Origin of the sequence: Janthinobacterium goodfellowi, from assembly GCF_051380695.1 — a bacterium.
Classification (GTDB): domain Bacteria; phylum Pseudomonadota; class Gammaproteobacteria; order Burkholderiales; family Burkholderiaceae_D; genus Janthinobacterium.
This window is the reverse complement of sequence record NZ_JBNYXN010000006.1, coordinates 400,309-421,451: the sequence shown is the minus strand read 5'-3', so window position 1 is coordinate 421,451 and position 21,143 is coordinate 400,309. Positions and strand designations below refer to the sequence as shown.

General features: G+C 62.5%; 18 protein-coding genes. 14 read left to right on the top strand and 4 right to left on the bottom strand.

Translation table 11 applies throughout. The features are described from left to right. The first annotated feature begins 125 nt into the window (after nucleotides 1-125). Together ACQ4WQ_RS23050 and ACQ4WQ_RS23045 are read left to right on the top strand one after the other, a co-directional pair. Nucleotides 126-1,808, top strand: coding sequence for a long-chain fatty acid--CoA ligase (locus ACQ4WQ_RS23050; protein ID WP_326458859.1), 1,683 nt, complete (start codon nucleotides 126-128; stop codon nucleotides 1,806-1,808). Between the two features lie 54 nt (nucleotides 1,809-1,862). Further along, nucleotides 1,863-3,545: a long-chain-fatty-acid--CoA ligase gene (locus tag ACQ4WQ_RS23045; protein WP_436500247.1), complete on the top strand. Its 1,683-nt coding sequence runs from the start codon at nucleotides 1,863-1,865 to the stop codon at nucleotides 3,543-3,545. Here ACQ4WQ_RS23045 and ACQ4WQ_RS23040 read toward each other — a convergent pair. Further along, entirely contained in the window at nucleotides 3,542-4,714 is a 1,173-nt protein-coding gene (locus ACQ4WQ_RS23040) for an acyltransferase family protein (RefSeq protein WP_436500245.1), read from the bottom strand. The two genes, ACQ4WQ_RS23045 and ACQ4WQ_RS23040, sit on opposite strands and share 4 nt — an antisense overlap. A gap of 158 nt (nucleotides 4,715-4,872) precedes the next feature. Here ACQ4WQ_RS23040 and ACQ4WQ_RS23035 point away from each other — a divergent pair, with 158 nt between their 5' ends. Continuing rightward, entirely contained in the window at nucleotides 4,873-5,739 is an 867-nt protein-coding gene (locus ACQ4WQ_RS23035; RefSeq protein ID WP_436500243.1) for a LytTR family DNA-binding domain-containing protein, read from the top strand. Here ACQ4WQ_RS23035 and ACQ4WQ_RS23030 read toward each other — a convergent pair. Both ACQ4WQ_RS23030 and ACQ4WQ_RS23025 read right to left on the bottom strand, forming a co-directional pair. Beyond that, nucleotides 5,736-7,328 (bottom strand): alkaline phosphatase D family protein, encoded by a 1,593-nt coding sequence (locus tag ACQ4WQ_RS23030; RefSeq protein WP_436500241.1) that lies wholly within the window; start codon nucleotides 7,326-7,328, stop codon nucleotides 5,736-5,738. The genes ACQ4WQ_RS23035 and ACQ4WQ_RS23030 overlap by 4 nt on opposite strands. Before the next feature lie 21 nt (nucleotides 7,329-7,349). After that, nucleotides 7,350-7,715 (bottom strand): acyl-CoA thioesterase, encoded by a 366-nt coding sequence (locus ACQ4WQ_RS23025; RefSeq protein WP_326458883.1) that lies wholly within the window; start codon nucleotides 7,713-7,715, stop codon nucleotides 7,350-7,352. A 136-nt stretch (nucleotides 7,716-7,851) separates the two neighbouring features. Between ACQ4WQ_RS23025 and ACQ4WQ_RS23020 the strand changes: the two genes are divergently transcribed. From ACQ4WQ_RS23020 to ACQ4WQ_RS22970, 11 genes are all read left to right on the top strand, one after another. Continuing rightward, a complete protein-coding gene (locus ACQ4WQ_RS23020) occupies nucleotides 7,852-9,702 on the top strand; it encodes an ABCB family ABC transporter ATP-binding protein/permease (protein ID WP_070220785.1) in 1,851 nt (616 codons plus the stop codon). A gap of 195 nt (nucleotides 9,703-9,897) precedes the next feature. After that, on the top strand, nucleotides 9,898-10,854 hold the full coding sequence (locus tag ACQ4WQ_RS23015; RefSeq protein ID WP_070220709.1) for an amino acid ABC transporter substrate-binding protein: 957 nt from the start codon (nucleotides 9,898-9,900) through the stop codon (nucleotides 10,852-10,854). 100 nt (nucleotides 10,855-10,954) lie between these two features. Further along, nucleotides 10,955-11,704: an amino acid ABC transporter permease gene (locus ACQ4WQ_RS23010; protein WP_326458865.1), complete on the top strand. Its 750-nt coding sequence runs from the start codon at nucleotides 10,955-10,957 to the stop codon at nucleotides 11,702-11,704. 1 nt (nucleotide 11,705) lies between these two features. After that, nucleotides 11,706-12,398: an amino acid ABC transporter permease gene (locus ACQ4WQ_RS23005; protein ID WP_326458866.1), complete on the top strand. Its 693-nt coding sequence runs from the start codon at nucleotides 11,706-11,708 to the stop codon at nucleotides 12,396-12,398. Between the two features lie 19 nt (nucleotides 12,399-12,417). Next, entirely contained in the window at nucleotides 12,418-13,143 is a 726-nt protein-coding gene (locus ACQ4WQ_RS23000) for an amino acid ABC transporter ATP-binding protein (protein ID WP_076571831.1), read from the top strand. 37 nt (nucleotides 13,144-13,180) lie between these two features. Next, nucleotides 13,181-14,629 carry an amidohydrolase family protein gene (locus tag ACQ4WQ_RS22995; protein ID WP_436500237.1) on the top strand — a complete coding sequence of 483 codons (1,449 nt, stop codon included), beginning with the start codon at nucleotides 13,181-13,183 and terminating at the stop codon, nucleotides 14,627-14,629. Nucleotides 14,630-14,778: 149 nt separating this feature from the next. Continuing rightward, the gene (gene pyrC / locus ACQ4WQ_RS22990; RefSeq protein WP_070290804.1) at nucleotides 14,779-15,831 is read left to right on the top strand and encodes a dihydroorotase; all 1,053 of its coding nucleotides are present in this window, start codon (nucleotides 14,779-14,781) and stop codon (nucleotides 15,829-15,831) included. Between the two features lie 6 nt (nucleotides 15,832-15,837). Beyond that, nucleotides 15,838-16,656: a DUF3025 domain-containing protein gene (locus ACQ4WQ_RS22985; protein WP_326458868.1), complete on the top strand. Its 819-nt coding sequence runs from the start codon at nucleotides 15,838-15,840 to the stop codon at nucleotides 16,654-16,656. Then, the gene (locus tag ACQ4WQ_RS22980; RefSeq protein WP_436500234.1) at nucleotides 16,657-17,646 is read left to right on the top strand and encodes a Gfo/Idh/MocA family protein; all 990 of its coding nucleotides are present in this window, start codon (nucleotides 16,657-16,659) and stop codon (nucleotides 17,644-17,646) included. It begins immediately after the preceding gene. Between the two features lie 11 nt (nucleotides 17,647-17,657). After that, nucleotides 17,658-18,872 carry an MFS transporter gene (locus ACQ4WQ_RS22975; protein WP_436500232.1) on the top strand — a complete coding sequence of 405 codons (1,215 nt, stop codon included), beginning with the start codon at nucleotides 17,658-17,660 and terminating at the stop codon, nucleotides 18,870-18,872. Next, a complete protein-coding gene (locus ACQ4WQ_RS22970) occupies nucleotides 18,872-18,997 on the top strand; it encodes a hypothetical protein (RefSeq protein ID WP_255206293.1) in 126 nt (41 codons plus the stop codon). Before ACQ4WQ_RS22975 ends, ACQ4WQ_RS22970 begins: the two co-directional genes overlap by 1 nt. An 11-nt stretch (nucleotides 18,998-19,008) precedes the next feature. Here the strand turns inward: ACQ4WQ_RS22970 and recG are convergent, their stop codons facing one another. Then, nucleotides 19,009-21,111 carry an ATP-dependent DNA helicase RecG gene (gene recG, locus ACQ4WQ_RS22965; RefSeq protein WP_436500230.1) on the bottom strand — a complete coding sequence of 701 codons (2,103 nt, stop codon included), beginning with the start codon at nucleotides 21,109-21,111 and terminating at the stop codon, nucleotides 19,009-19,011. Nucleotides 21,112-21,143 lie beyond the last annotated feature (32 nt).

Sequence of the window (21,143 nt, the reverse complement as noted above, 5' to 3'; positions counted from 1 at the left end):
GTAGCATAGAGCAATTGCTCGTCAGAATGCTCAAACTGACTGCCGGACGACAGAATCCGCAGCAATGATCCGCGTCGGCAAGATGCGCCGGCTCCCCCACGATTATTCGAGACAAGAGGCACAGGATGGAAAAAATTTGGCTGAAGTCGTATCCTCCCGGCGTCCCCGCCGACATCGATCCTGATCAATATCGTTCGCTGGTGCATTTGCTGGAAGAAGCGTTTCAAAAATATGCGGACCGCAATGCCTATGTCTGCATGGACAAATTTCTCACCTATGCCGAACTCGACACCTATTCGCGCCAGCTGGGTGCCTGGCTGCAAAGCCGTGGGCTGAAGAAGGGGGCCAGAGTCGCCCTGATGATGCCGAACGTGCTCCAGTATCCGGTGGCGATCGCGGCCGTGCTGCGCGCCGGCTACACGGTGGTCAACGTCAATCCTTTATATACGCCGCGCGAACTCGAGCACCAGCTGAACGATTCGGGCAGCGAAGCGATCATCGTGCTGGAAAACTTTGCCCATACGGTCGAGCAAGTATTGAGCAAGACGGCTGTCAAGCACATCATCGTCGCCAGCATGGGTGAAATGCTCGGTGGCTTGAAAGGCATGATCGTCAATTTTGTCGTGCGCAACGTCAAGAAGATGGTGCCCGCGTATTCCTTGCCGAACGCCATGCGTTTCAAGCAGGCGCTGGCGCTGGGCAGCCGCATGAAGCTCACGCCCGTCGAGCTGAGCATTAACGACGCCGCTTTCCTGCAATACACGGGCGGCACGACGGGCGTGTCGAAAGGCGCGACCTTGAGCCACCGCAATGTGATCGCCAACGTGCTGCAAAGCGAAGCGTGGTCGGGTGCGGCGCTCGACCAGAACAGCAAGGAACAGCTGATCATCGTCTGCGCCTTGCCGCTGTACCATATCTTTGCCCTGACGGCCTGCGCCATGTGGGGCACGCGCGTCGGTGCGCTCAATATCCTGATCCCGAATCCGCGCGATATCCCGGGCCTGATCAAGGAACTGGGCAAGTACAAGTTCAACCTGCTGCCGGCGGTCAATACGCTGTATAACGCGCTGGTCAATCATCCCGACTTCGCCAAGCTCGATTTCTCGGGCTTGAAGATCGCCAATGGCGGCGGCATGGCGGTGCAGCAAGCCGTCAACGACAAGTGGCTGCAAGTAACGGGCGTGTCCATCATCGAAGGCTATGGCTTGTCGGAAACGTCGCCCGTTGCCACCTGCAACCGCGCCGACAGCACGGCGTTTTCCGGCACCATCGGCTTGCCTGTGCCCTCGACCGACATTGCCATCCTCGACGATGACGGCAAGGAAGTGCCGCTGGGTCAGACGGGCGAGATCGCCATCCGTGGCCCGCAAGTGATGAGCGGCTACTGGAACCGTCCCGACGAAACGGCCAAGGTCATGACGCCCGATGGGTATTTCAAATCGGGCGACGTGGGCATCATGGACGAGCGCGGCTACGTGAAGATCGTGGACCGCAAGAAAGACATGATTCTCGTCTCCGGCTTCAATGTGTATCCGAACGAAGTCGAGGCCGTCATCGCGGCCCATCCGGGCGTGCTCGAGTGCGCCTGCGTGGGCGTGCCGGACGAGCATTCGGGCGAGGCCGTGAAAGTGTTTGTCGTGCGCAAGGACCCGAACCTGACCCAGGCCGTGCTGGCCGCGTATTGCAAGGAGCAGTTCACGGGCTACAAGCGGCCGAAATACATCGAATTCCGCGATGAACTGCCGAAGACCAACGTCGGCAAGATTTTGCGTCGCGCCTTGCGTGACGAAACGAAGATAGCAGCATAAACAATGTGGATGCGCCAGGAGGCGCATCCCTTTTACAGATAAAGATGAGGCGAGATGGACAAGATTTGGTTGAAGTCGTACCCGGACAGCGTTCCCGCAGAGATTGATTGCACGCAATACCGTTCCGTCACGCATTTGCTGGAAGAGTCGTTCCAGAAATATGCGGACCGCAATGCCTTCGTGTGCATGGATAAATTCCTCACCTACCGCGAACTCGACAAGCTGTCGCTGCAGATGGGCGCCTGGCTGCAAAGCAAGGGCCTGCAACGTGGCGCGCGCGTGGCGATCATGCTGCCGAACGTGCTGCAATATCCGGTGGCCATGGCGGCGATCCTGCGCGCCGGTTACACGGTGGTGAACGTCAATCCGCTGTACACGCCGCGCGAACTCCAGCATCAGCTGATCGATTCGGGCAGCGAAGCGATCATTGTGCTGGAAAATTTTGCGACCACGGTCGAGCAGGTGCTGCCGCATACCCAGGTCAAGCATGTGATCGTCGCCACCATGGGCGACTTGCTGGGCGGTTTGAAGGGCACCATCGTCAATTTCGTCGTGCGCAAGATCAAGAAAATGGTGCCGGCGTTTTCCTTGCCGAACGCCATCAGTTTCAACAAGGTGCTGGCCGAGGGTTCCCGCCTGACGTTGACGCCGGTGCAGCAGGGCCATGACGATATCGTCTTCCTGCAATACACGGGCGGCACGACGGGCGTGTCGAAAGGCGCGATGTTGTTGCACCGTAACGTGATCGCCAACGTGCTGCAGAACGAGGCGTGGATGTCGCCCGTGATGACGCCTGAAATGCGTGCCACCTCGATGGGCTTCATGTGCGCCTTGCCCCTGTATCACATCTATTCGCTGACGGTCAGCGCCCTGATGGGCATGCGTCTGGGTGGCATGAGCGTGCTGATTCCGAATCCGCGCGACATCCCCGGCTTCGTCAAAGAATTGAGCAAGCACAAGATCGTCGTCTTCCCGGCCGTCAATACCTTGTACAACGCGCTGCTGAACAATGCCGACTTCGCCAAGCTCGATTTTTCCAGCTACAAAGTGTGCAATGGCGGCGGCATGGCCCTGCAGCGCAACGTGGCCGAACGCTGGCTGAAACTGACGGGCTGCCCGCTGATCGAAGGCTATGGCATGTCGGAAACGTCGCCCGTGGTGACGGGCAACCGCGTCGACATCACGGAATTCACGGGCACCATCGGCTTGCCTTTCCCGTCGACGGAAGTGGCGATCCTCAACGATGACGGCGTGGAAGTGGCGCTGGGCGAGCCCGGCGAGATCGCCGTGCGCGGCCCGCAAGTGATGGCCGGCTACTGGCAGCGTCCTGACGAGACGGCCAAGTCGATGACGGCCGACGGCTACTTCAAGACGGGCGACGTGGGCGTCATGGACGAGCGCGGCTACGTAAAAATCGTGGACCGCAAGAAAGACATGATCATCGTCTCCGGCTTCAATGTGTATCCGAACGAGGTGGAAGACGTGGTCGCGTCGTGTCCGGGGGTGCTGGAGTGCGCATGCATCGGCGTGCCGGACGCCAACTCGGGCGAAGCCGTGAAAGTGTTTGTCGTGCGCAAGGACCCGAACTTGACGGTGGAACAGATCCGCGAGCATTGCAAACATGAATTGACGGCCTACAAGAAGCCGAAATACATCGAGTTCCGCGATGAATTGCCGAAAACTAACGTCGGCAAGATCTTGCGCCGTCAATTGCGCGACGAAAAGAAAGTAGCTTAATTCGTCGCCAGGGCCGTGTCCGCCGCCACGGCTTGCCGTGGCCTGGCGGGCAAGCCAAAACAGGGGCGCAGCCAGTTCACCTTGCTGATCAGCAGCGACGTCCCCAGCCAGCAAGTCGCCACCGTGCCGGCCAGTATCAGCAGCGGTTCCAGCACGGGACCCAGCTTCAGCGGCACCAGCCAGTAGGCCAGCAGGATAATTGCGCTCTGGTGCAGCATGTACCAGGGAAACACGGCCTGGCGCGCCCATGGCAGCCAGGCAAAAGGTTGATTCAGCAAGGTGTGCGACCAGCCCAGGATGGCGCAGATGGCCAGCCACATGTACAGGTTGCGCATGGGCCAGGAACCAAACGCGGCCCAGGTCAGCAGGTTTTCCGAATGCACGAGATCAAAGCCCAGATACACTGTAAATGCAAAGGGCGCCAGCAGCAGCGCATGCCAGCGCAAGCGCGCCAGTTCCTGCCACACTCCCTTGTCGTTGCCCAGCCACCAGCCATACAGATACATGGTGAAATAGATGGCATGCGCGTACCAGTCTTTCACCAGCGCATGGGTTTCCGGATAGCGCAGTTTCAGGAAAGCCGTTGCCGCCAACGCGGGCAGGGCAGGCAGGACCAACAGGCGCCAGCCGCGCAGTCCCGTGAACAGCGGCCTGGCCTTGGCCAGCAGCGGTTGCAGGGCCACCAGCACGATGGTGTACAGCAATAGATACACCAGATACCACAGATGATTCCAGGTAAAACTGGTTTTCCAGCCCGTAAATGCGCCGGCTGGCCAAGCGTAGCCGCCAAAGTAATGGAGCAGGAACGCTCCATAGCCAGGCTCGACCAAGCCGTTGCTGACGCCCTCGCAGTACGGCTGTACGGGGATCACCACCAGCACGCCAAACAGCAGGGGCAAGAACAGGCGCTGGAGCCTGCGTCGCAGGAACGCGCCCCTGGACGTTTGCGTCATCATGGCGCACGACACGCCGGAAATGAGGAACACGATTTCCATGCGCCACCGGTTGATGAAGGCCATGGGGAAGTTCAATGCGTCCGTCAAGTAGCTGCTCTTCATGTGGAAGGCGGCGCCATCCAGGTACAGCATGGCCGTGTGGTAGACGATCAGCAGGCTGAAGACAAGAAAGCGCAAGGCATCGATATCGTAACGGCGAAAATCTGTGGTCATGGTCGCGGCGTCCGTTGGTGAAGGAATGCCCCAGCATAGGCAGGCCGCAGGGGCTGATCCAGCGAAAAGTGATCAATGGCGGACTGTTTGTGACGAGCGGTGACGCTGGGACGGCTTTGGGACCTTACAATCATGCAACTAATTCACCGTTCGACACCATGCGCCTGTCTTCCACCGATTTGTTGCAACGATATCAACGCTGGCGCCAGATCGCCGAGCCAGCTTTCTGGATCGTCCTGTATCTGCTGCAAACGTCGCTCAACTGCTGGATCAGCTGGGCAGACCACCAACGCGCCGGGCTCGCGACACCCTTCTGGGAGGTGGCGGTATGGGAATGGAGCAGCAACCTGGTGTTGCTGGCGCTGGTGCCGGTGGTGATCCTGGCTAAGCAGTTTCGGCCCTTGCACCTGGTTTTCCAGCGCCAGAATCTGCGCTGGCATCTGATCGCGTCGCTGGTCTACAGCCTGGTGCATGTGCTGGCCATGGTGGCCTTGCGCAAAATGGCATACTGGAGCGCCGGCAGCGATTACGATTTCGGTAACTGGTGGCGCGAATTGCCTTATGAATATGTCAAGGATGTGCGTGCTTACTTCTCCATTTTATTGTTCGCCGGCTTTTACCAGTTGCTGCTGATGCGCTGGCAAGGCGAGGCGACGTTGCTGGACGAGCCCGATGAAGGACCCGCCGTGGAACCGGTGCAGCAGCCAGAACGTTTCCTGGTGCGCAAGCTGGGCAAGGATTTTCTGTTGCCGGCTGCCGAGATCGAGTGGATACAGGCTTGGGGCAACTATGTGAACCTGCATGTGCGCGGGCACGATTACCCGCTGCGCTCGACCATGGCGGCCATCGAGCGCCGCCTCGATGGCAAGCGCTTCCTGCGCGTACACCGCAGCTATATCGTTAACCTCGATTTCGTGCAGGCAATCACGCCGCTGGAATCGGGCGATGCGCGCGCGGTGCTGTCCACGGGCGGCGAAGTGCCCGTCAGCCGGCGCTACCGCGACGCCTTGAAAAGCATAGGCTAGGCGCGTTGCACGCCCGCCTTGCCGTCCTGCACGGTGAAGCTGGCCAGTGTCGCGATGCCGGACGCGCTGTCGCGCACATTTTCCAGCCCCTGGAACAGGGTCGTGGTTTTCTCCGGTGTGATCTCCAGCAACATATAGCCGCGCTTGTCGCTGCGTCCGTAACGGATGTGCGGATTCATCGCCACGTACTGGTCCGTGCGTGCCTGCGGGCGGGAGCTGGACGTGATCGAGGTACCGCAAAACTCGGTCGCCAGCACGGGATTATCCTTGCCGGTGGGTCGCATGGCGTTGCGGCTCAGGTCCGTCGCATAAAAAGTGTGCACGTCGCCCGACAGTACGAGCGGGTTGCTGGCCTTGCTGCTGCGCAAGGCGTCGAGCAGGTGCTGGCGCGCCATGGGATAGCCATCCCAGCCATCGGTCCAGACGCGCTCGTCGCCTGGCCGCACGATGGGCACCTGGCTCGATTGTGCCATCAGGGTTTGCTGGGCCAGGATATTCCAGCGCGCCGGGGAATCATCGAGACCGGCTTGCAGCCATTGCTGCTGTTCCTCGCCCAGCATGGTGCGGTCGGGCTTGAACAAGTCGGGACAGTTGCGCGTAGTGACGGAATTGGAGCCGCCGCGGCCCGGTTTGGCGCAGGCGTGGTAGGCGCGGTATTGCCGGTCGTCCAGCACGTGGAAGCGCGCCAACCGGCCCCAGTCGTAACGCTGGTAGATGCGCATGTCGACGAAGCCGCGCCGCCCCAGCGGCAGCAGGCGCAGCGGCATGTGTTCATAAAACGCCTGGTAGGCTGCCGCGCGGCGCTGCAGGAAGGTGGGCGTGAGCAACTCGTCGCGGTCGTTGCCGTAATCGTTGGCCACTTCATGGTCGTCCCAGGTGACGATCCACGGCGCGGCCAGGTGCGCGCCCTGCAAGTCGCGGTCGCTCTTGTATTGCGCGTAGCGGGCGCGGTACTCGTCCAGCGTAAAACTTTCATGCGTGCGCACGGCCCGGCTCGGGTGCTGCAGCTGGTACGGCCCCCATTCATAGATGTAGTCGCCGAGGAAGGCCACCAGGTCGGGCGCAGCCGCCGCGATATGCCGGTGCGCCGCATACGCGCCGAATTCCCAGTGCTGGCACGAGGCGACACCCAGTTTCAGCGAGGCAGGCATGGAACCGGGCTCGGGCGCCGTACGCGTGCGGCCTACGAGGCTGACGGCGTCGCCCAGCATGAAGCGGTACCAGTACCAGCGTCCGGGCGCCAGGCCGCCCACGTCGACGTGCACGCTGTGTGCGAGGGAGGGCATGGCCGTAGCCTGGCCCTTGGCGGCGATGCGCCGGAAAGTTTCATCGTCGGCCACTTCCCAGCGCACGTTCAGGGCGATGGCGGGCGTGGCGGCGGCCTGCAGCGGGTCGTAGCAGATGCGCGTCCACAGCACGACGGCGTCGGGCAAGGGCGAGCCGGAAGCGACACCGAGCGCAAACGGATAAGCCGTGCCGTTCAGGCGCGTGGCGGCGCTGGCGCTGGAACCGGACAGCACGCTGCCGGCCGCGGCCAGTGCCGTGATGCGCGCAGCACTGAGCAAGAAGATGCGGCGCTGGCTATCCATGGTGTGGATTGATTACGACAGTCAAGGCGCCAATAAGGTCTCGATCGGCGGCACCTTGCGCGGCTTGCGGTCGGAGTCCGTCGCCACGTAGATCAAGGTCGCTTCCGTGACTTTCACGATGCATGCCTGCAGGCGGTTACGCTCGGCATATACCTCGACATTGACGGTGATCGAGGTATTGCCCACCTTGACGATGTCGGCGTAGAAGGACAGCAGATCGCCGACGAAGACGGGATTTTTGAAGACGAAGGAATTGACGGCGATGGTGGCGACACGGCCGTTGGCGCGCCGCGTGGCCGGCAGGGAACCGGCGATATCGACCTGCGCCATGATCCAGCCGCCGAACACGTCGCCGTACACATTGGCGTCCGACGGCGCGGGCATCATGCGCAGTTCGGGCATTTTTCCGGCGGGCAGGCCGGAGGCGAGGCAGTTGTCGGGACGGTCGGGGGAGGTGCTCATCTTTTATTCTCATGAAAGGCTACAATTGCTGCGATTGAACCATAAAAAGCCGACCTTCGCCATGCGCCGTTCCCAGACTCCCCCTCCGCCCCGCTCGCCAGCTTCCGCCAGCCACAGCGATTTCGCCACCATCAAGACCTTGCTGCCGTACCTGTGGGTCTACAAATGGCGAGTATTGCTGGCGCTGCTATGCCTGGTCGGCGCCAAGCTCGCCAACGTGGGCGTGCCCCTGATCCTGAAAAAACTCGTCGACGCCATGACGATCACGGCCGCGCATCCGCAAGCGCTGCTGGTGCTGCCCGTCGGCCTGCTGGTGGCGTACGGCTTGCTGCGCCTGTCGACCACCTTGTTTACGGAATTGCGCGAATTCCTGTTCGCCCGGGTCACGCAGCGGGCCGTGCGCACCATCGCGCTGCAAGTGTTCCGCCACCTGCATGCGCTGTCCCTGCGTTTTCATTTGAACCGCCAGACGGGCGGCATGACGCGCGACATCGAACGGGGCACGCGCAGCGTCGGCTCGCTCATTTCCTACACCCTGTTCAACATCCTGCCGACCCTGGTGGAAATCACCCTCGTGCTCGGCTACCTGGTCTTGCATTACGATATCTGGTTCACCGTGATCACGGCCGTGGCGCTCGTGTCGTATATCGCGTTTACCGTGCTGGTGACGAACTGGCGTACGCACTTCCGCCGCACCATGAACGACCTCGATTCAAAAGCCAATACCAAGGCCATCGATTCGCTGATCAACTATGAAACCGTGAAATATTTCGGCAACGAGGATTACGAGGCGAAGCGCTACGACGAAGGCTTGCAGCGCTATGAATCGGCGGCCGTCAAATCGCAGACCTCGTTATCTCTGCTCAATACGGGCCAGTCGCTGATCATCGCCACGGCCGTCACCTTGATTTTGTGGCGCGCCACCGTGGGCGTGATCGCCGGCACGATGACCCTGGGCGACCTGGTGCTGGTGAATGCCTTCATGATCCAGCTGTATATCCCCCTCAATTTCCTGGGCGTCATTTACCGCGAAATCAAGCAAAGCCTGGCCGACATGGAACGATTGTTTTCCTTGCTGAACGAGAACCGCGAAATCGCCGATACGCCGGACGCCAAACCGCTCGTCACGCGGGGCGCGGCCGTGCGTTTCGAGCACGTGGATTTCAGCTATGAAGCCAAGCGGCAAATCCTGTTCGACGTGGATTTCCAGATTCCTGCCGGCACCACGACGGCCGTGGTGGGCCACAGCGGCTCGGGCAAATCGACCCTGTCGCGTTTGCTGTTCCGCTTTTACGAAGTCGATGGCGGCGGCATCACCATCGATGGCCAGGATTTGCGCAATATCACGCAGGATTCCCTGCGCGCGGCCATCGGCATCGTGCCGCAGGATACGGTGCTGTTCAACGACACCATCGAATACAACATCGCCTACGGCAAGCCGGGCGCCAGCAAGGAAGCCATCGTGGCGGCGGCGAAAGCCGCATCGATCCATGATTTTATTGAAAGCTTGCCAGATGGTTACAGCTCCATGGTGGGCGAGCGGGGTTTAAAACTGTCGGGCGGCGAAAAGCAGCGCGTGGCGATTGCCCGCACCTTGCTGAAAGACCCGGCCATCCTGATCTTCGATGAAGCGACCTCGGCGCTCGACTCCAAGGCGGAACAGGCGATCCAGTCGCAGCTGAAGGAAATCGCCAAAAACCGCACCACCTTGGTGATTGCGCACCGCCTGTCGACGGTGGCCGACGCCCAGCAAATCCTCGTGCTCGACCATGGCCGCATCGTCGAGCGGGGCACGCATCCGCAATTGCTGGCGGCGGATGGCCTGTACGCGCAGATGTGGCAACGCCAGCAGGCGAATAGGGATGATGAGGCGGAAGAGGACGAGTTGGCGGGGCTGGCGCCGGCAAAATAAATCGGGAATGGGAAATCAGTAGGAAAAATGCTACAGCCGCGCCCCTTCAGGCGCGCGTATAGCGCCTATTTGAGGGCAATCGCAGAAAACGGCTGGTCCGGCGCTGAAAATGAAATAAAATTAATTCCATTGGTGGCGTCTGCACCACAGTTGTTTCGTTCGGGGTCCATCCCGTTTGTCCGCCCAGGAGAATTTATGAAATTGACCAAAATCATCGCCACGCTGCTCAGCGTCGGTGTCATCAGCAGCATGTCGCCAGTCCAGGCTCAGGAATTGACCGGCACCTTGGCCAAGATCAAGAAAGCCGGTTCCGTCACCCTCGGTGTGCGCGACGGCTCCGTGCCCTTCTCCTATCTCGATGACAAGCAGCAATACCAGGGTTATTCGATCGACCTGTGCATGAAAGTCGTCACGGCCCTGCAAAAACACCTGGGCATGAGCGAACTGAAAGTGGTGATGAGCCCCGTCACCTCGGCCAACCGCATCCCGCTGATGGCCAACGGCACCATCGACCTTGAATGCGGCTCGACGACGAACAATCTGGAGCGCCAGCAGCAGGTGGCATTCGCTCCCACCATGTTCGTCATCGGCAACCGCGTGCTGTCGAAAAAATCCTCGAACATCAAGACCCTGGAAGACTTGCGCGGCAAGACCCTGGTCGCCACGGCCGGCACGTCGACCATCAAGCAGATGACGATCCTGAACAAGGAAAAGAATCTGGGCATGACGATTGCGGTCGGCAAGGATCATCCCGAGTCGTTCCTGATGCTGGAAACGGGCCGCGCGGTGGCTGAAGCCAACGACGACATTCTGCTGGCGTCGCAAGTGGCCAACTCGAAGAACCCGAACGACTACGAAATCACCAAGGAAGCGCTGTCGGTCGAGCCGTACGGCATCATGCTGCGCAAGGGCGATCCGGCCTTCAAGAAAGTGGTCGACGATGCGCTGATCCGCCTGTACAAGAGCGACGACATCAACCGCATTTACGCGAAATGGTTTACCTCGCCGATCCCGCCGAAAAACATCAACCTGAAATTCCCGATGCCGCCGCAATTGAAGGCCGTGTTTGCCAATCCGACCGACTCCGGTGACCCGGCCGCATATGCGGCAGTGCCCGAAGCGCAGAAGACTTCGGACAAACGGAAAAAATAACAAGACTGCGTAACAAACCGGGGGGCGCAAGCCTCCCGTTTTATTTACGGGACGGGCGGCGGACAAGCCGCTTTCCTTGAGCTGCACGGGAAGGATGATCATGAATTACAACTGGAATTGGCGCATTTTCTGGGAGATTTCTCCCGATGGCGTGGGTACGTATATGGACACTTTGTGGTCCGGCCTGGTCTGGACCCTGGCCACGGCCGGTGCGGCCTGGATCATGGCACTGATATTGGGCCTGGTGGTCGGCACCATCCGCACCCTGCCGAACAAATGGCTGGTGGGCGTGGCCAATGCCTACGTCGAATTGTTCCGCAACGTGCCGCTGCTGGTGCAGATGTTCCTCTGGTATTTCGTCATGCCGGAACTGCTGCCGCCTGACCTGGGCACCTGGGTCAAGTCGCTGCCGAACGCGCCGTTCTTCACGGCCGTGCTGTGCCTGGGCTTTTTCACCTCCTCGCGCGTGGCCGTGCAGGTGACGACGGGCATCGAGGCGCTGCCGCGCGGGCAGAAACTGGCCGGCACGGCACTGGGCCTGACCCTGCCGCAAACCTACCGTTTCATTTTGCTGCCGATGGCCGCGCGCGTGATCCTGCCGCCGCTGACCAGCGAATTTTTGAACATCATCAAGAACAGTTCCGTGGCGCTGACCATCGGCCTGATCGAACTGACGGCCAGCGCGCGCGCCATCCAGGAGTTTTCCTTCCAGGTATTCGAGGCGTTTTCGGCCGCCACCATCATCTACATCGTCGTCAACCTGCTGGTCGTGGTGCTGATGCACCTGATCGAGAAAAAGGTCGCCATCCCCGGCTTCATCGTCGCCGGCGCCAAGACGGGAGGACACTGATATGTTCGGCAATTTCGACTTCGACGTCATCTCCCGCTCGTGGGTCTATCTGTTCCAGACCGGCATGGTCTTTACCCTGAAACTGACGGCGCTGGCCATGGTGGGCGGCATCGTGCTGGGTACCCTGCTGGCGCTGATGCGCCTGTCCAGCAACCGTATCGTCTCGGGCGTGGCATCGAGCTACGTCAACCTGATACGCTCGATCCCGCTGGTGCTGGTGATCTTCTGGTTCTACTTCCTGGTGCCGTATATCGCCGCCTGGGTCATCGGCGCCAACGAGCCCGTGAAAGTGGGCGCGTTTTCTTCCGCGCTGATCACCTTCATCATGTTCGAGGCGGCCTACTATTGCGAGATCATGCGCAGCGGCATACAGTCGATTCCCCGCGGCCAGGTGTGGGCGGGCCAGGCGCTGGGCATGAACTACCGGCAAACCATGGGCAACATCGTGTTGCCGCAAGCGTTCCGCAACATGATTCCCGTGCTGCTGACGCAGACCATCGTGCTGTTCCAGGACGTGTCGCTCGTGTACGTGCTGTCGATTCCCGATTTCGTCGGCGCCGCCTCGAAAATCGCGCAGCGCGACGGCCGCCTGGTGGAGATGTACGTGTTTGTCGCCGTCGTGTATTTCGTGCTGTGCTATGCCTTGTCGTTCCTGGTAAAACGCCTGCAGAAACGCGTCGCCATCATTCGCTAACCGTAAAAGAAAGAACAAGATGATTGAACTCAATAACGTCAGCAAATGGTATGGCCAGTTCCAGGTACTGACCGATTGCACCACCAATGTCGCCAAGGGCGACGTGATGGTCATTTGTGGCCCGTCCGGCTCCGGCAAGTCGACCCTGATCAAGACCGTCAACGGCCTGGAACCGATCCAGCAGGGGCAGATCATCGTCGACGGCATCACCGTCAACGATCCGAAAACGAATCTGTCGAAACTGCGCGCGCGCATCGGCATGGTGTTCCAGAATTTCGAGCTGTTCCCGCATCTGTCGATCCGCGAAAACCTCACCATCGGCCAGATCAAGGTGCTGGGCCGCAGTGCCGACGAAGCCAATGCCAAGGGCTTGAAATACCTGGACCGCGTGGGCCTGCTGTCGCAGCAGGATAAATTCCCCGGCCAGCTGTCGGGCGGCCAGCAGCAGCGCGTGGCGATCGCCCGCGCGTTGTCGATGGACCCGATCGCCATGCTGTTCGACGAGCCGACATCGGCGCTCGACCCGGAGATGATCAACGAGGTGCTCGACGTGATGGTGGGCCTGGCGCAGGAAGGCATGACGATGATGGTCGTCACGCACGAAATGGGTTTTGCCCGGCGTGTGGCGAACCGCATCGTCTTCATGGACCAGGGCAAGATCATCGAGGATTGCAGCAAGGACGACTTCTTCAACACGACGCGCTCGGACCGGGCGCGCGATTTCCTCGCCAAGATCATCCATTAATTTTCCATCACCTTGAAGTTGAGTACGAATGCCTGACATGAAACACATCGCCGGCGCCATGCTGGCGCTGGGCATGCTTGCCCATGCCCACGCGGCCGACAAGATCGCCGTCGACATCGCCCTGCGCGACGCCACCCTGATCGACGTGGCCGGTGGCCTCGCCGTCAAGGGCAAGACCGTGCTGCTCAAGGGCGACAGCATCGTCGCCGTCGTCGATGACCCGCAGCTGCGCAGCTACGCGCCGAAGCGGACCATCCGCCTGCCCGGCAAATACCTGATGCCGGGCCTGTGGGATACGCACGTGCATTTCGGCGGCGGCCCCGAGCTGATCGACGAGAACAAGCAGCTGCTGCCTTTGTACCTGGCGCACGGCATCACCACGGTGCGCGACTGCTCGGGCGACTTGCCCGACACGGTGCTGGCATGGCGCCGGCAGATCAATGCGGGCCAGCTGGAAGGTCCGACGATCTTTACCTCTGGCGCCAAGCTCGAAGGCATCAAGCCGCTGTGGAAGGGCACCATCGAAGTGGGCACGCCGCAGGAAGTCACGCGCGCGCTGGACGGCCTGCAGGCGCAGCAAGTGGACTTCGTGAAGATCACGGAAAACACCCTGAAGCCGGAGCTGTACCTGGAAGCCTTGCGCCAGGCGCGCGAACGGGGCATGCGCACCTCGGGCCATATCCCCGTGCAGCTCACGTTGGAGCAGATGGCCGATGCGGGCCTGGGCACGATCGAGCATCAATCGTATCTGCTGCGCGCCACGACGCCGCGCGAACAGGAGCTGACGGACAAGGTGGCCGCGGGCGCGATGACGGGCAAGGAGGCCATGCGCGAAAGCCTGCAAAGCTACGACGAGCCGACTGCGCGCAAGGCTTTCAGTTACCTGGCCGCGCGCGGCACGGCCATCGTGCCTACCCTGTGGGGTTCGCGCGTAACGGCGTATCTGGACCGCGAAGACCACACGCACGATCCTGCCCTGCAGTACATCGGCAAGGGCTTGCGCGCCACCTACGACTGGCGCGTGCAGCGCGCCGCCAAGGATGGCCCGGATGCGATCGCCCAGCGCCACGCGCAGTTCGAGCAATCGGCAAAGCTGCTGCCTATTTTGCAGCAGCAGGGCGTGAGCATCATCGCCGGCACCGACGCGGGCTTCTTGAATTCCTTCGACTATCCGGGCCAGGCCCTGCACGATGAAATCGGCCTGTACGTGCAATACGGCCTGACGCCAAAGCAAGCCTTGCAGTCGGCCGTCATCAACGGTCCCCGCTTCCTGGGCAAGCTGGAGCGCTACGGCAGCGTGGCGGCCGGCAAGGCGGCCGATTTGCTCGTGCTCGACGCGAACCCGCTGCAGGACATCGGCGCCACGCGCCAGATCCGTCTGGTGGTCAGCCGTGGCCAGGTATACGACCGCGCCAAGCTGGACCGGATGCTGGCCGAGATCCGCGCCTGGGTCGCCAGGCAGGAGACGGCATCGGCCAAGTCCTGATGCTCTTCATTCTTTTAGTTAAAACGGCCGGGTGATACCGGCCGTTTTGCCGTCTCCCAGCCAGCATGCGCGGGCTCTCCCGGCCGGCGGGACGGTCCTGCGGCTGGTAAAATGGCGCTATCCGCAATGACCGCCTGAGAGCAGCCGCCATGTCCACACTCGATCACACCCCAGATTCCATCACCATCACCCGTCCAGACGACTGGCATTTGCACCTGCGCGACGGCGCCGTCATGGCCAGCGTGCTGCCGCACAGCGCGCGCCAGTTCGGCCGCGCCATCGTCATGCCGAACCTCAAACCCCCGGTCACCACCACGGCCGATGCCAGCGCCTACCGCGAGCGCATCCTGGCCGCCGTGCCGGAAGGCGTGAACTTCGATCCGCTGATGGTGCTGTACCTGACGAACAACACTTCGCCCGACGAAATCCGCCGCGCGCAGGACAGCGGCATCGTGCAAGCCGTGAAACTCTATCCGGCCGGCGCCACGACGAATTCCGACCTGGGCGTGACGGATTTGAAGAATTGCTACAAGGTGCTCGAAGTGATGCAGGAAGTGGGCATGCCCTTCCTCGTGCACGGCGAAGTGACGGATCCGGAAATCGACATTTTCGACCGCGAAGCTGTCTTCATCGAGCGCGTGATGCGCCCGCTGCGCAGCGCCTTCCCGGCCTTGTCCGTCGTGTTCGAGCACATCACCACCAAGGATGCGGCGCAGTATGTGGCCGAAGCGGAAGGCCCGATCGCCGCCACCATCACGGCGCACCATCTGCTGTACAACCGCAACGAGATTTTCAAGGGCGGCATCCGTCCCCATTACTATTGCCTGCCCATCCTCAAGCGCGAAGAGCACCGTTTGGCCCTGATGACGGCCGCCGCCAGCGGCGACGAGCGCTTCTTCCTCGGCACCGACTCGGCGCCGCACGCGCAAGGCGCCAAGGAAATGGCTTGCGGCTGCGCCGGTTGCTACACGGCCCTGCACGCGATGGAAATGTATGCGGAAGCGTTCGAACGGGCTGGCGCGCTCGATAAGCTGGAAGCGTTCGCCAGCTTCCACGGCCCGGCCTTCTACGGCGTGCCGCGCAACACGGACACCATCACCCTGCGTCGCGAAAGCTGGACCTTGCCGGCCTCGCTGCCGCTGGGCGACAGCCACGTGATTCCGCTCAACGCGGGCGAGCAGATCAACTGGAAAATGGTCTAGGCATTCATGCTGCCATCGATAGACTGGACCCGCCCCTGGTTTGCCACGGTGCTGCCGGCGCGACGGCAGCTGGACCTGCAGCGCGACACGGTGATCGCGGCGCTGAACGGACGGGCGCGGGCGCTGGACTTGCGCAATCCGTCCGGCCTGCCGCTGGCCTTCGTGCCGCAAGCGGACCTGCCCGAAGGCGTGGCGTACGAGGAGTTCATCGGTGCTACGGGCGGCGTGCCCACGCGCGACAATCTGCACGACTTTTTCAACGCGCTCGTGTGGCTCACCTTCCCGCGCATCAAGCGGCAATTGAATGCGCTGCAGGCGGCGCAGATCGCCCTGTCCGGCGTGGGCAAATCGCGCGGCCCGGCGCGCGACGGCGCGACGATTTTTGACGAAAATTCCGCCTTGCTGGTGCTGCGCGACAGCGATGCGGGACGCGCGCTGGAAACGGCACTGCGCGGGCATGACTGGCGCAGCGCATTTATCGCGCAGCGCGAGAAATTTGGCGCGGGCGGCGACGCCGAAGTCTGGCTGTTCGGCCACGCGCTGATGGAAAAACTGGTGGCGCCGCGCAAGGCCATCACGGCGCACACGCGCGTGATCTTTGCCGGCGACGCCTATTTCACCCTGGACGATGTCGCACGCCGCGCCTGGCTCGACGAGCGGGTGGCGCAAGACCTGGCGCAGCAAGGCCTCACCACGGCCGACTTCACGCCGCTGCCGGTGCTCGGTTTACCCGGCTGGTGCGAAGGCCAGGACGACGATTTTTACAATGACGCGGCGGTATTCCGCCCGAAGCGCAAGGTGGCTGGCGCAGAAAGAGATCAATAGATGGAAAATACCGTCCGCTGGGGCATCCTCGGCACCGGCAAGATCGCCCGCGCGATGGCCAATGGCTTGCGCGACGCACCCGGCGCGCAGCTGGTGGCGGTCGCCTCGCGCAGCAGCGCCGGCGCGCAAGCCTTCGGCGCCGAATTCGGCATCGAACGCTGCCACGGTTCCTACCAGGCGCTGGCTGACGATCCTGGCGTGGACGTGATCTACATCGCCACGCCGCACACCCTGCATGCGGAAAATGCCCTGATGTGCCTGGCCGCCGGCAAGCACGTCGTGTGCGAAAAGCCGTTCACGATGAACGCACGCGAGGCGCAGGCCGTGGTCGATATGGCGCGCGAGAAAAAGCTGTTTCTGATGGAAGCGATGTGGAGCCGTTTCCTGCCCGCCGTGCAGGAAGCGCAGCGCATCATCGCCAGCGGCGAGATCGGCGTGCTGCGGCAGGTGCAGGCCGATATCGGCTTTGTCGCCCATTTCCCGCCCGAGCACCGCATGTTCAATCCCGAACTCGGCGGCGGCGCGCTGCTCGACGTGGGCATCTATCCGCTGTCGATGGCGGCCTTTTTTCTCGGTCCGGTATCGCAGATGCAGGCGCTGGCCGAGATGGGCGCCACCGGCGTCGATGAACAGGTGGTGTTCTCGCTGCTGCACGCGGGCGGCGGCACCTCGTCCTGCGCCTGCAGCCTGCGCGCGCAGACGCCGACGGAAATGACCATTTCCGGCAGCCTGGGCCGCATCCGCTTGCCCAACCGTTTTTACAAGCCCGATCACCTGATCGTCGAAGCGATGGATGGCGCACGCCGCGTCATCGCCGCGCCGCACCTGGGCAATGGCTACGCGCACGAAGCGATCGAAGCGATGCGCTGCATCCGCGCCGGCCTGCTGGAAAGCCCCGTCATGCCGCACGCCGACAGCGTGGCGCTGATGCACAACCTTGACACCATGCGCGGCCAGATCGGCCTCGTTTACAAAGCCGACCAGGCGTGAACAGGAACCCCATGACATCGCACGCATCCCGTCCCAGCCTGAAGACTGTCCTCATCGCCAGCGGCGTCGTGCTGACCCTGGCGATGGGCGTGCGCCACGGCCTGGGCTTCTGGATGCAGCCGATCTCGCAAGCGAACGGCTGGACGCGCGAAACGTATTCGCTGGCGCTGGCCATGCAAAACCTGATGTGGGGCGTCTTCGGCCCGTTCGCCGGCATGGCGGCCGATCGTTTCGGCACCATGCGCGTCGTCATCGTCGGCGCCATCAGCTACATGGCGGGCCTCGTGTGGATGGCGCTGGTGACGCAGCCCACCTTGTTCATCGTCGGCTCGGGCATCTTCATCGGCCTGGCGCTGGCCTGCACGGCCTTTGGCGCCATCAGCGGCATCATCGGCCGCAGCGCGCCGCCCGAGCAGCGCTCGTGGGCCTTCGGCATTTCGTCGGCAGCCGGCTCGTTCGGCCAGTTCCTGATGATGCCGGTGGAGCAGCAGCTGATCTCCGCCGTGGGCTGGCAAAACGCCTTCTATGTGCTGGCCGCGCTGGTGCTGCTGGCCATGATCCCGATGGCCTTCTACCTGCGCGAGCCGCCCGTCTCGCACGCCAGCGGCCCGCAGCAAAGCGTGGGCGCGGCCTTCAGCGAAGCGATTGCCACCCGTTCGTTCTGGCTGCTGCTGGCCGGGTATTTTGTGTGCGGCTTCCAGCTGGTCTTCATCGGCGTGCACTTGCCGGCCTACCTGAAGGACCAGGGCCTGATGAATCCGAACATCGCCGTCACGGCGCTGGCCCTGATCGGCCTGTTCAATATCGTCGGCTCATACTATGCGGGCAAACTCGGCGGCAAGATCGCCAAGCGCTACCTGCTGTCGGCCATCTACGTGACGCGCGCCGTGGTCATTAGCGTGTTCCTGCTGGCACCATTGTCGGCGTGGTCCGTGTACCTGTTCGCCGCCGGCATGGGCGTGCTGTGGCTGTCGACCGTGCCCCTGACGAACGGCATCATCGCCGGCATCTTCGGCGTCAAGCACCTGTCGATGCTGGCCGGGATGGTGTTCTTTTCGCACCAGGTGGGCAGTTTCCTGGGCGCGTGGCTGGGCGGCTACCTGTACGAGCACCAGGGCAGTTACCACGTCGTGTGGATGATCACCATCGGCCTGGGCTTGCTGGCCGCGCTGATCAACCTGCCCATCGACGAGCGCGCCGTCAAGCGCGCGGCGGTGGCCGCGTAATGGCCAGCTGGCGCACATGGCTGTGGCGCCTGGCCGGCGCCGCGCTGCTGGCTCTCGTCTTCCTGGCCTATCTGCGGCCCGATTTCATGCTCGACCTGGCGAACCGCTTCTGGATGTGCATGTAGGGCGCAGGACCTTACACCTTCAAAAATTCCTCTTTTCCACCCAGCCAGCGCGCCAGGTGCGCTTCCACAGTGGCTGCGGCCGCCGCCGTGGAAGCGTGCAGCAGATCGTGCGCCACGTCGCGCGCCTGGTCGACTAACCATTGGTCTGTTTCCAGGTCGGCGAAGCGCAGCATGGCCTGGCCGGACTGGCGCGCGCCGAGGAATTCCCCGGGACCGCGGATTTCCAGGTCGCGCCGGGCAATTTCAAAACCGTCGGTCGTCTCGCGCATGGTCATCAAGCGCTGGCGCGCCACGCCGCCCAGAGGGCCCTGGTACAGCAGCAGGCAGACGCTGGCCGCCGAGCCGCGGCCCACGCGGCCGCGCAGCTGGTGCAGCTGCGACAAGCCGAAGCGCTCGGCGTGCTCGATCACCATCAGCGAGGCGTTCGGCACATCGACGCCCACCTCGATGACGGTGGTGGCCACCAGCACGTGGATATGGCCGGCGATGAAAGCGTCCATCACTTCCTGTTTTTCCGCCGGTTTCAGGCGGCCGTGCACGAGGCCCACCTGCAGCGCGGGCAGGGCTTCGGCCAGCATCATGTAGGTGTCGGTGGCCGTCTGCAGCTGCAGCGCTTCCGATTCCTCGATCAGCGGGCAGACCCAGTACACCTGCCGGCCTTCCAGCGCGGCCGCATACACGCGGGCGATGACTTCGTCGCGCCGGTTCTGGTCGATGGCGCGCGTGACGATGGGGCTGCGGCCGGGCGGCAGCTCGTCGATCACGGACACTTCCAGGTCGGCGTAATACGTCATGGCCAGGGTGCGCGGGATCGGCGTGGCCGACATCATCAGCTGGTGCGGCACGGCCGCGCTGTCGCCCTTGTTGCGCAGGGTCAGGCGCTGGCCCACGCCGAAGCGGTGCTGCTCGTCGACGATCACCAGGCCCAGTTTCGCAAACAGCACGTTATCCTGAATCAGCGCATGCGTGCCGATCACCAGTTGCGCTTCGCCCGATTCGATCAGGGCCAGCGCCGCCGTCTTTTCCTTTTTCCTCAGGCTGCCCGTCAGCCACGCCACCTTCACGCCCAGCGGTTCCATCCAGGCGGCGATCTTGCGGAAGTGCTGCTCGGCCAAAATCTCCGTGGGCGCCATCAGCGCGGCCTGGTAGCCGCTGTCGATCGCCTGCGTGGCAGATAGTGCCGCCACCACCGTCTTGCCGCTGCCGACGTCGCCCTGCAGCAGGCGCTGCATCGGATAGGGCTGGCGCAGGTCGGCGCGGATTTCCTCGAGCACGCGCGCCTGCGCGCCCGTCAGCTTGAAGGGCAGGGCGGCCCCGAAGGCTTCCGACAAGGTGCCGACGATGGGCAGGGAGGCCGCGCCTTTCGAGCGGCGCGCGCGCTGGGCGCGTTTGAGCGACAGCTGCTGCGCCAGCAGTTCATCGAACTTCATGCGCACCCAGGCCGGGTGCGAGCGGTCCATCAGCGCGCTTTCATCGATGTCCTGCGGCGGATAGTGCAGCAGGTGCACGGCGGCGCGGAACGGCGACAGCTGCATCCCGCGCAGCAGATCATCGGGCAAGGTATCCTGCCAGTCGATGCGGCGCATGGCGTCGGCGATCTCGCGCCGCAGCACGTGCTGCGACAGGCCTTCGCCGGACGGATACACGGGCGTCAGGGCCGTGGGCAGCGGCGCGCCCTCGTTGACCACCTTATACGTCGGGTGCACCATCTCGGCGCCGAAAAAGCCGTGCTTGAGTTCGGCGCGCGCGCGCACCCGCGTGCCTTCGGCCAGCTGCTTGACCTGGCTGCCGTAGAAATTCATGAAGCGCAGCAGCAAATTGCCCGTTTCGTCGGCGATCGTCACCAGCAATTGCTTGCGCGGCTTGAAATTGACTTCGCACTTGGTGACGACACCTTCCACTTGCCACGACTCGCCGCCGCGCAGACAGGCGTCGCGGATGGTGTAGACCTTCGTCTCGTCCTCGTAGCGCATCGGCAGGTGCAGCACCAGGTCCATATCCGTGCGCAAGCCCAGTTTGGCCAGCCGGCTTTCCGTGCTGACCACTTTTTTGGCGGCTTTCGGCTTGGCGGCAGGCCTGGCTGTGGGAGGAAGATCGGGCTTGGGATCGGACATATGCAAGGTTTTGGTGCCGCTAGCGTAAAATA

What these genes read in the sequence shown, in the direction of transcription:
- ACQ4WQ_RS23050 (WP_326458859.1), top strand. Translation starts at nt 126, where the DNA reads ATGGAAAAAATTTGGCTGAAGTCGTATCCTCCCGGCGTCCCCGCCGAC.
- ACQ4WQ_RS23005 (WP_326458866.1), top strand. Translation starts at nt 11,706, where the DNA reads ATGTTCGGCAATTTCGACTTCGACGTCATCTCCCGCTCGTGGGTCTAT.
- ACQ4WQ_RS22980 (WP_436500234.1), top strand. Translation starts at nt 16,657, where the DNA reads ATGGAAAATACCGTCCGCTGGGGCATCCTCGGCACCGGCAAGATCGCC.
- ACQ4WQ_RS23010 (WP_326458865.1), top strand. Translation starts at nt 10,955, where the DNA reads ATGAATTACAACTGGAATTGGCGCATTTTCTGGGAGATTTCTCCCGAT.
- recG (WP_436500230.1), bottom strand. Translation starts at nt 21,111, where the DNA reads ATGTCCGATCCCAAGCCCGATCTTCCTCCCACAGCCAGGCCTGCCGCC.
- ACQ4WQ_RS22975 (WP_436500232.1), top strand. Translation starts at nt 17,658, where the DNA reads ATGACATCGCACGCATCCCGTCCCAGCCTGAAGACTGTCCTCATCGCC.
- ACQ4WQ_RS23030 (WP_436500241.1), bottom strand. Translation starts at nt 7,328, where the DNA reads ATGGATAGCCAGCGCCGCATCTTCTTGCTCAGTGCTGCGCGCATCACG.
- ACQ4WQ_RS23015 (WP_070220709.1), top strand. Translation starts at nt 9,898, where the DNA reads ATGAAATTGACCAAAATCATCGCCACGCTGCTCAGCGTCGGTGTCATC.
- ACQ4WQ_RS23000 (WP_076571831.1), top strand. Translation starts at nt 12,418, where the DNA reads ATGATTGAACTCAATAACGTCAGCAAATGGTATGGCCAGTTCCAGGTA.
- ACQ4WQ_RS23025 (WP_326458883.1), bottom strand. Translation starts at nt 7,715, where the DNA reads ATGATGCCCGCGCCGTCGGACGCCAATGTGTACGGCGACGTGTTCGGC.
- ACQ4WQ_RS23035 (WP_436500243.1), top strand. Translation starts at nt 4,873, where the DNA reads ATGCGCCTGTCTTCCACCGATTTGTTGCAACGATATCAACGCTGGCGC.
- ACQ4WQ_RS23045 (WP_436500247.1), top strand. Translation starts at nt 1,863, where the DNA reads ATGGACAAGATTTGGTTGAAGTCGTACCCGGACAGCGTTCCCGCAGAG.
- ACQ4WQ_RS22985 (WP_326458868.1), top strand. Translation starts at nt 15,838, where the DNA reads ATGCTGCCATCGATAGACTGGACCCGCCCCTGGTTTGCCACGGTGCTG.
- ACQ4WQ_RS23020 (WP_070220785.1), top strand. Translation starts at nt 7,852, where the DNA reads ATGCGCCGTTCCCAGACTCCCCCTCCGCCCCGCTCGCCAGCTTCCGCC.
- ACQ4WQ_RS23040 (WP_436500245.1), bottom strand. Translation starts at nt 4,714, where the DNA reads ATGACCACAGATTTTCGCCGTTACGATATCGATGCCTTGCGCTTTCTT.
- ACQ4WQ_RS22995 (WP_436500237.1), top strand. Translation starts at nt 13,181, where the DNA reads ATGAAACACATCGCCGGCGCCATGCTGGCGCTGGGCATGCTTGCCCAT.
- pyrC (WP_070290804.1), top strand. Translation starts at nt 14,779, where the DNA reads ATGTCCACACTCGATCACACCCCAGATTCCATCACCATCACCCGTCCA.
- ACQ4WQ_RS22970 (WP_255206293.1), top strand. Translation starts at nt 18,872, where the DNA reads ATGGCCAGCTGGCGCACATGGCTGTGGCGCCTGGCCGGCGCCGCGCTG.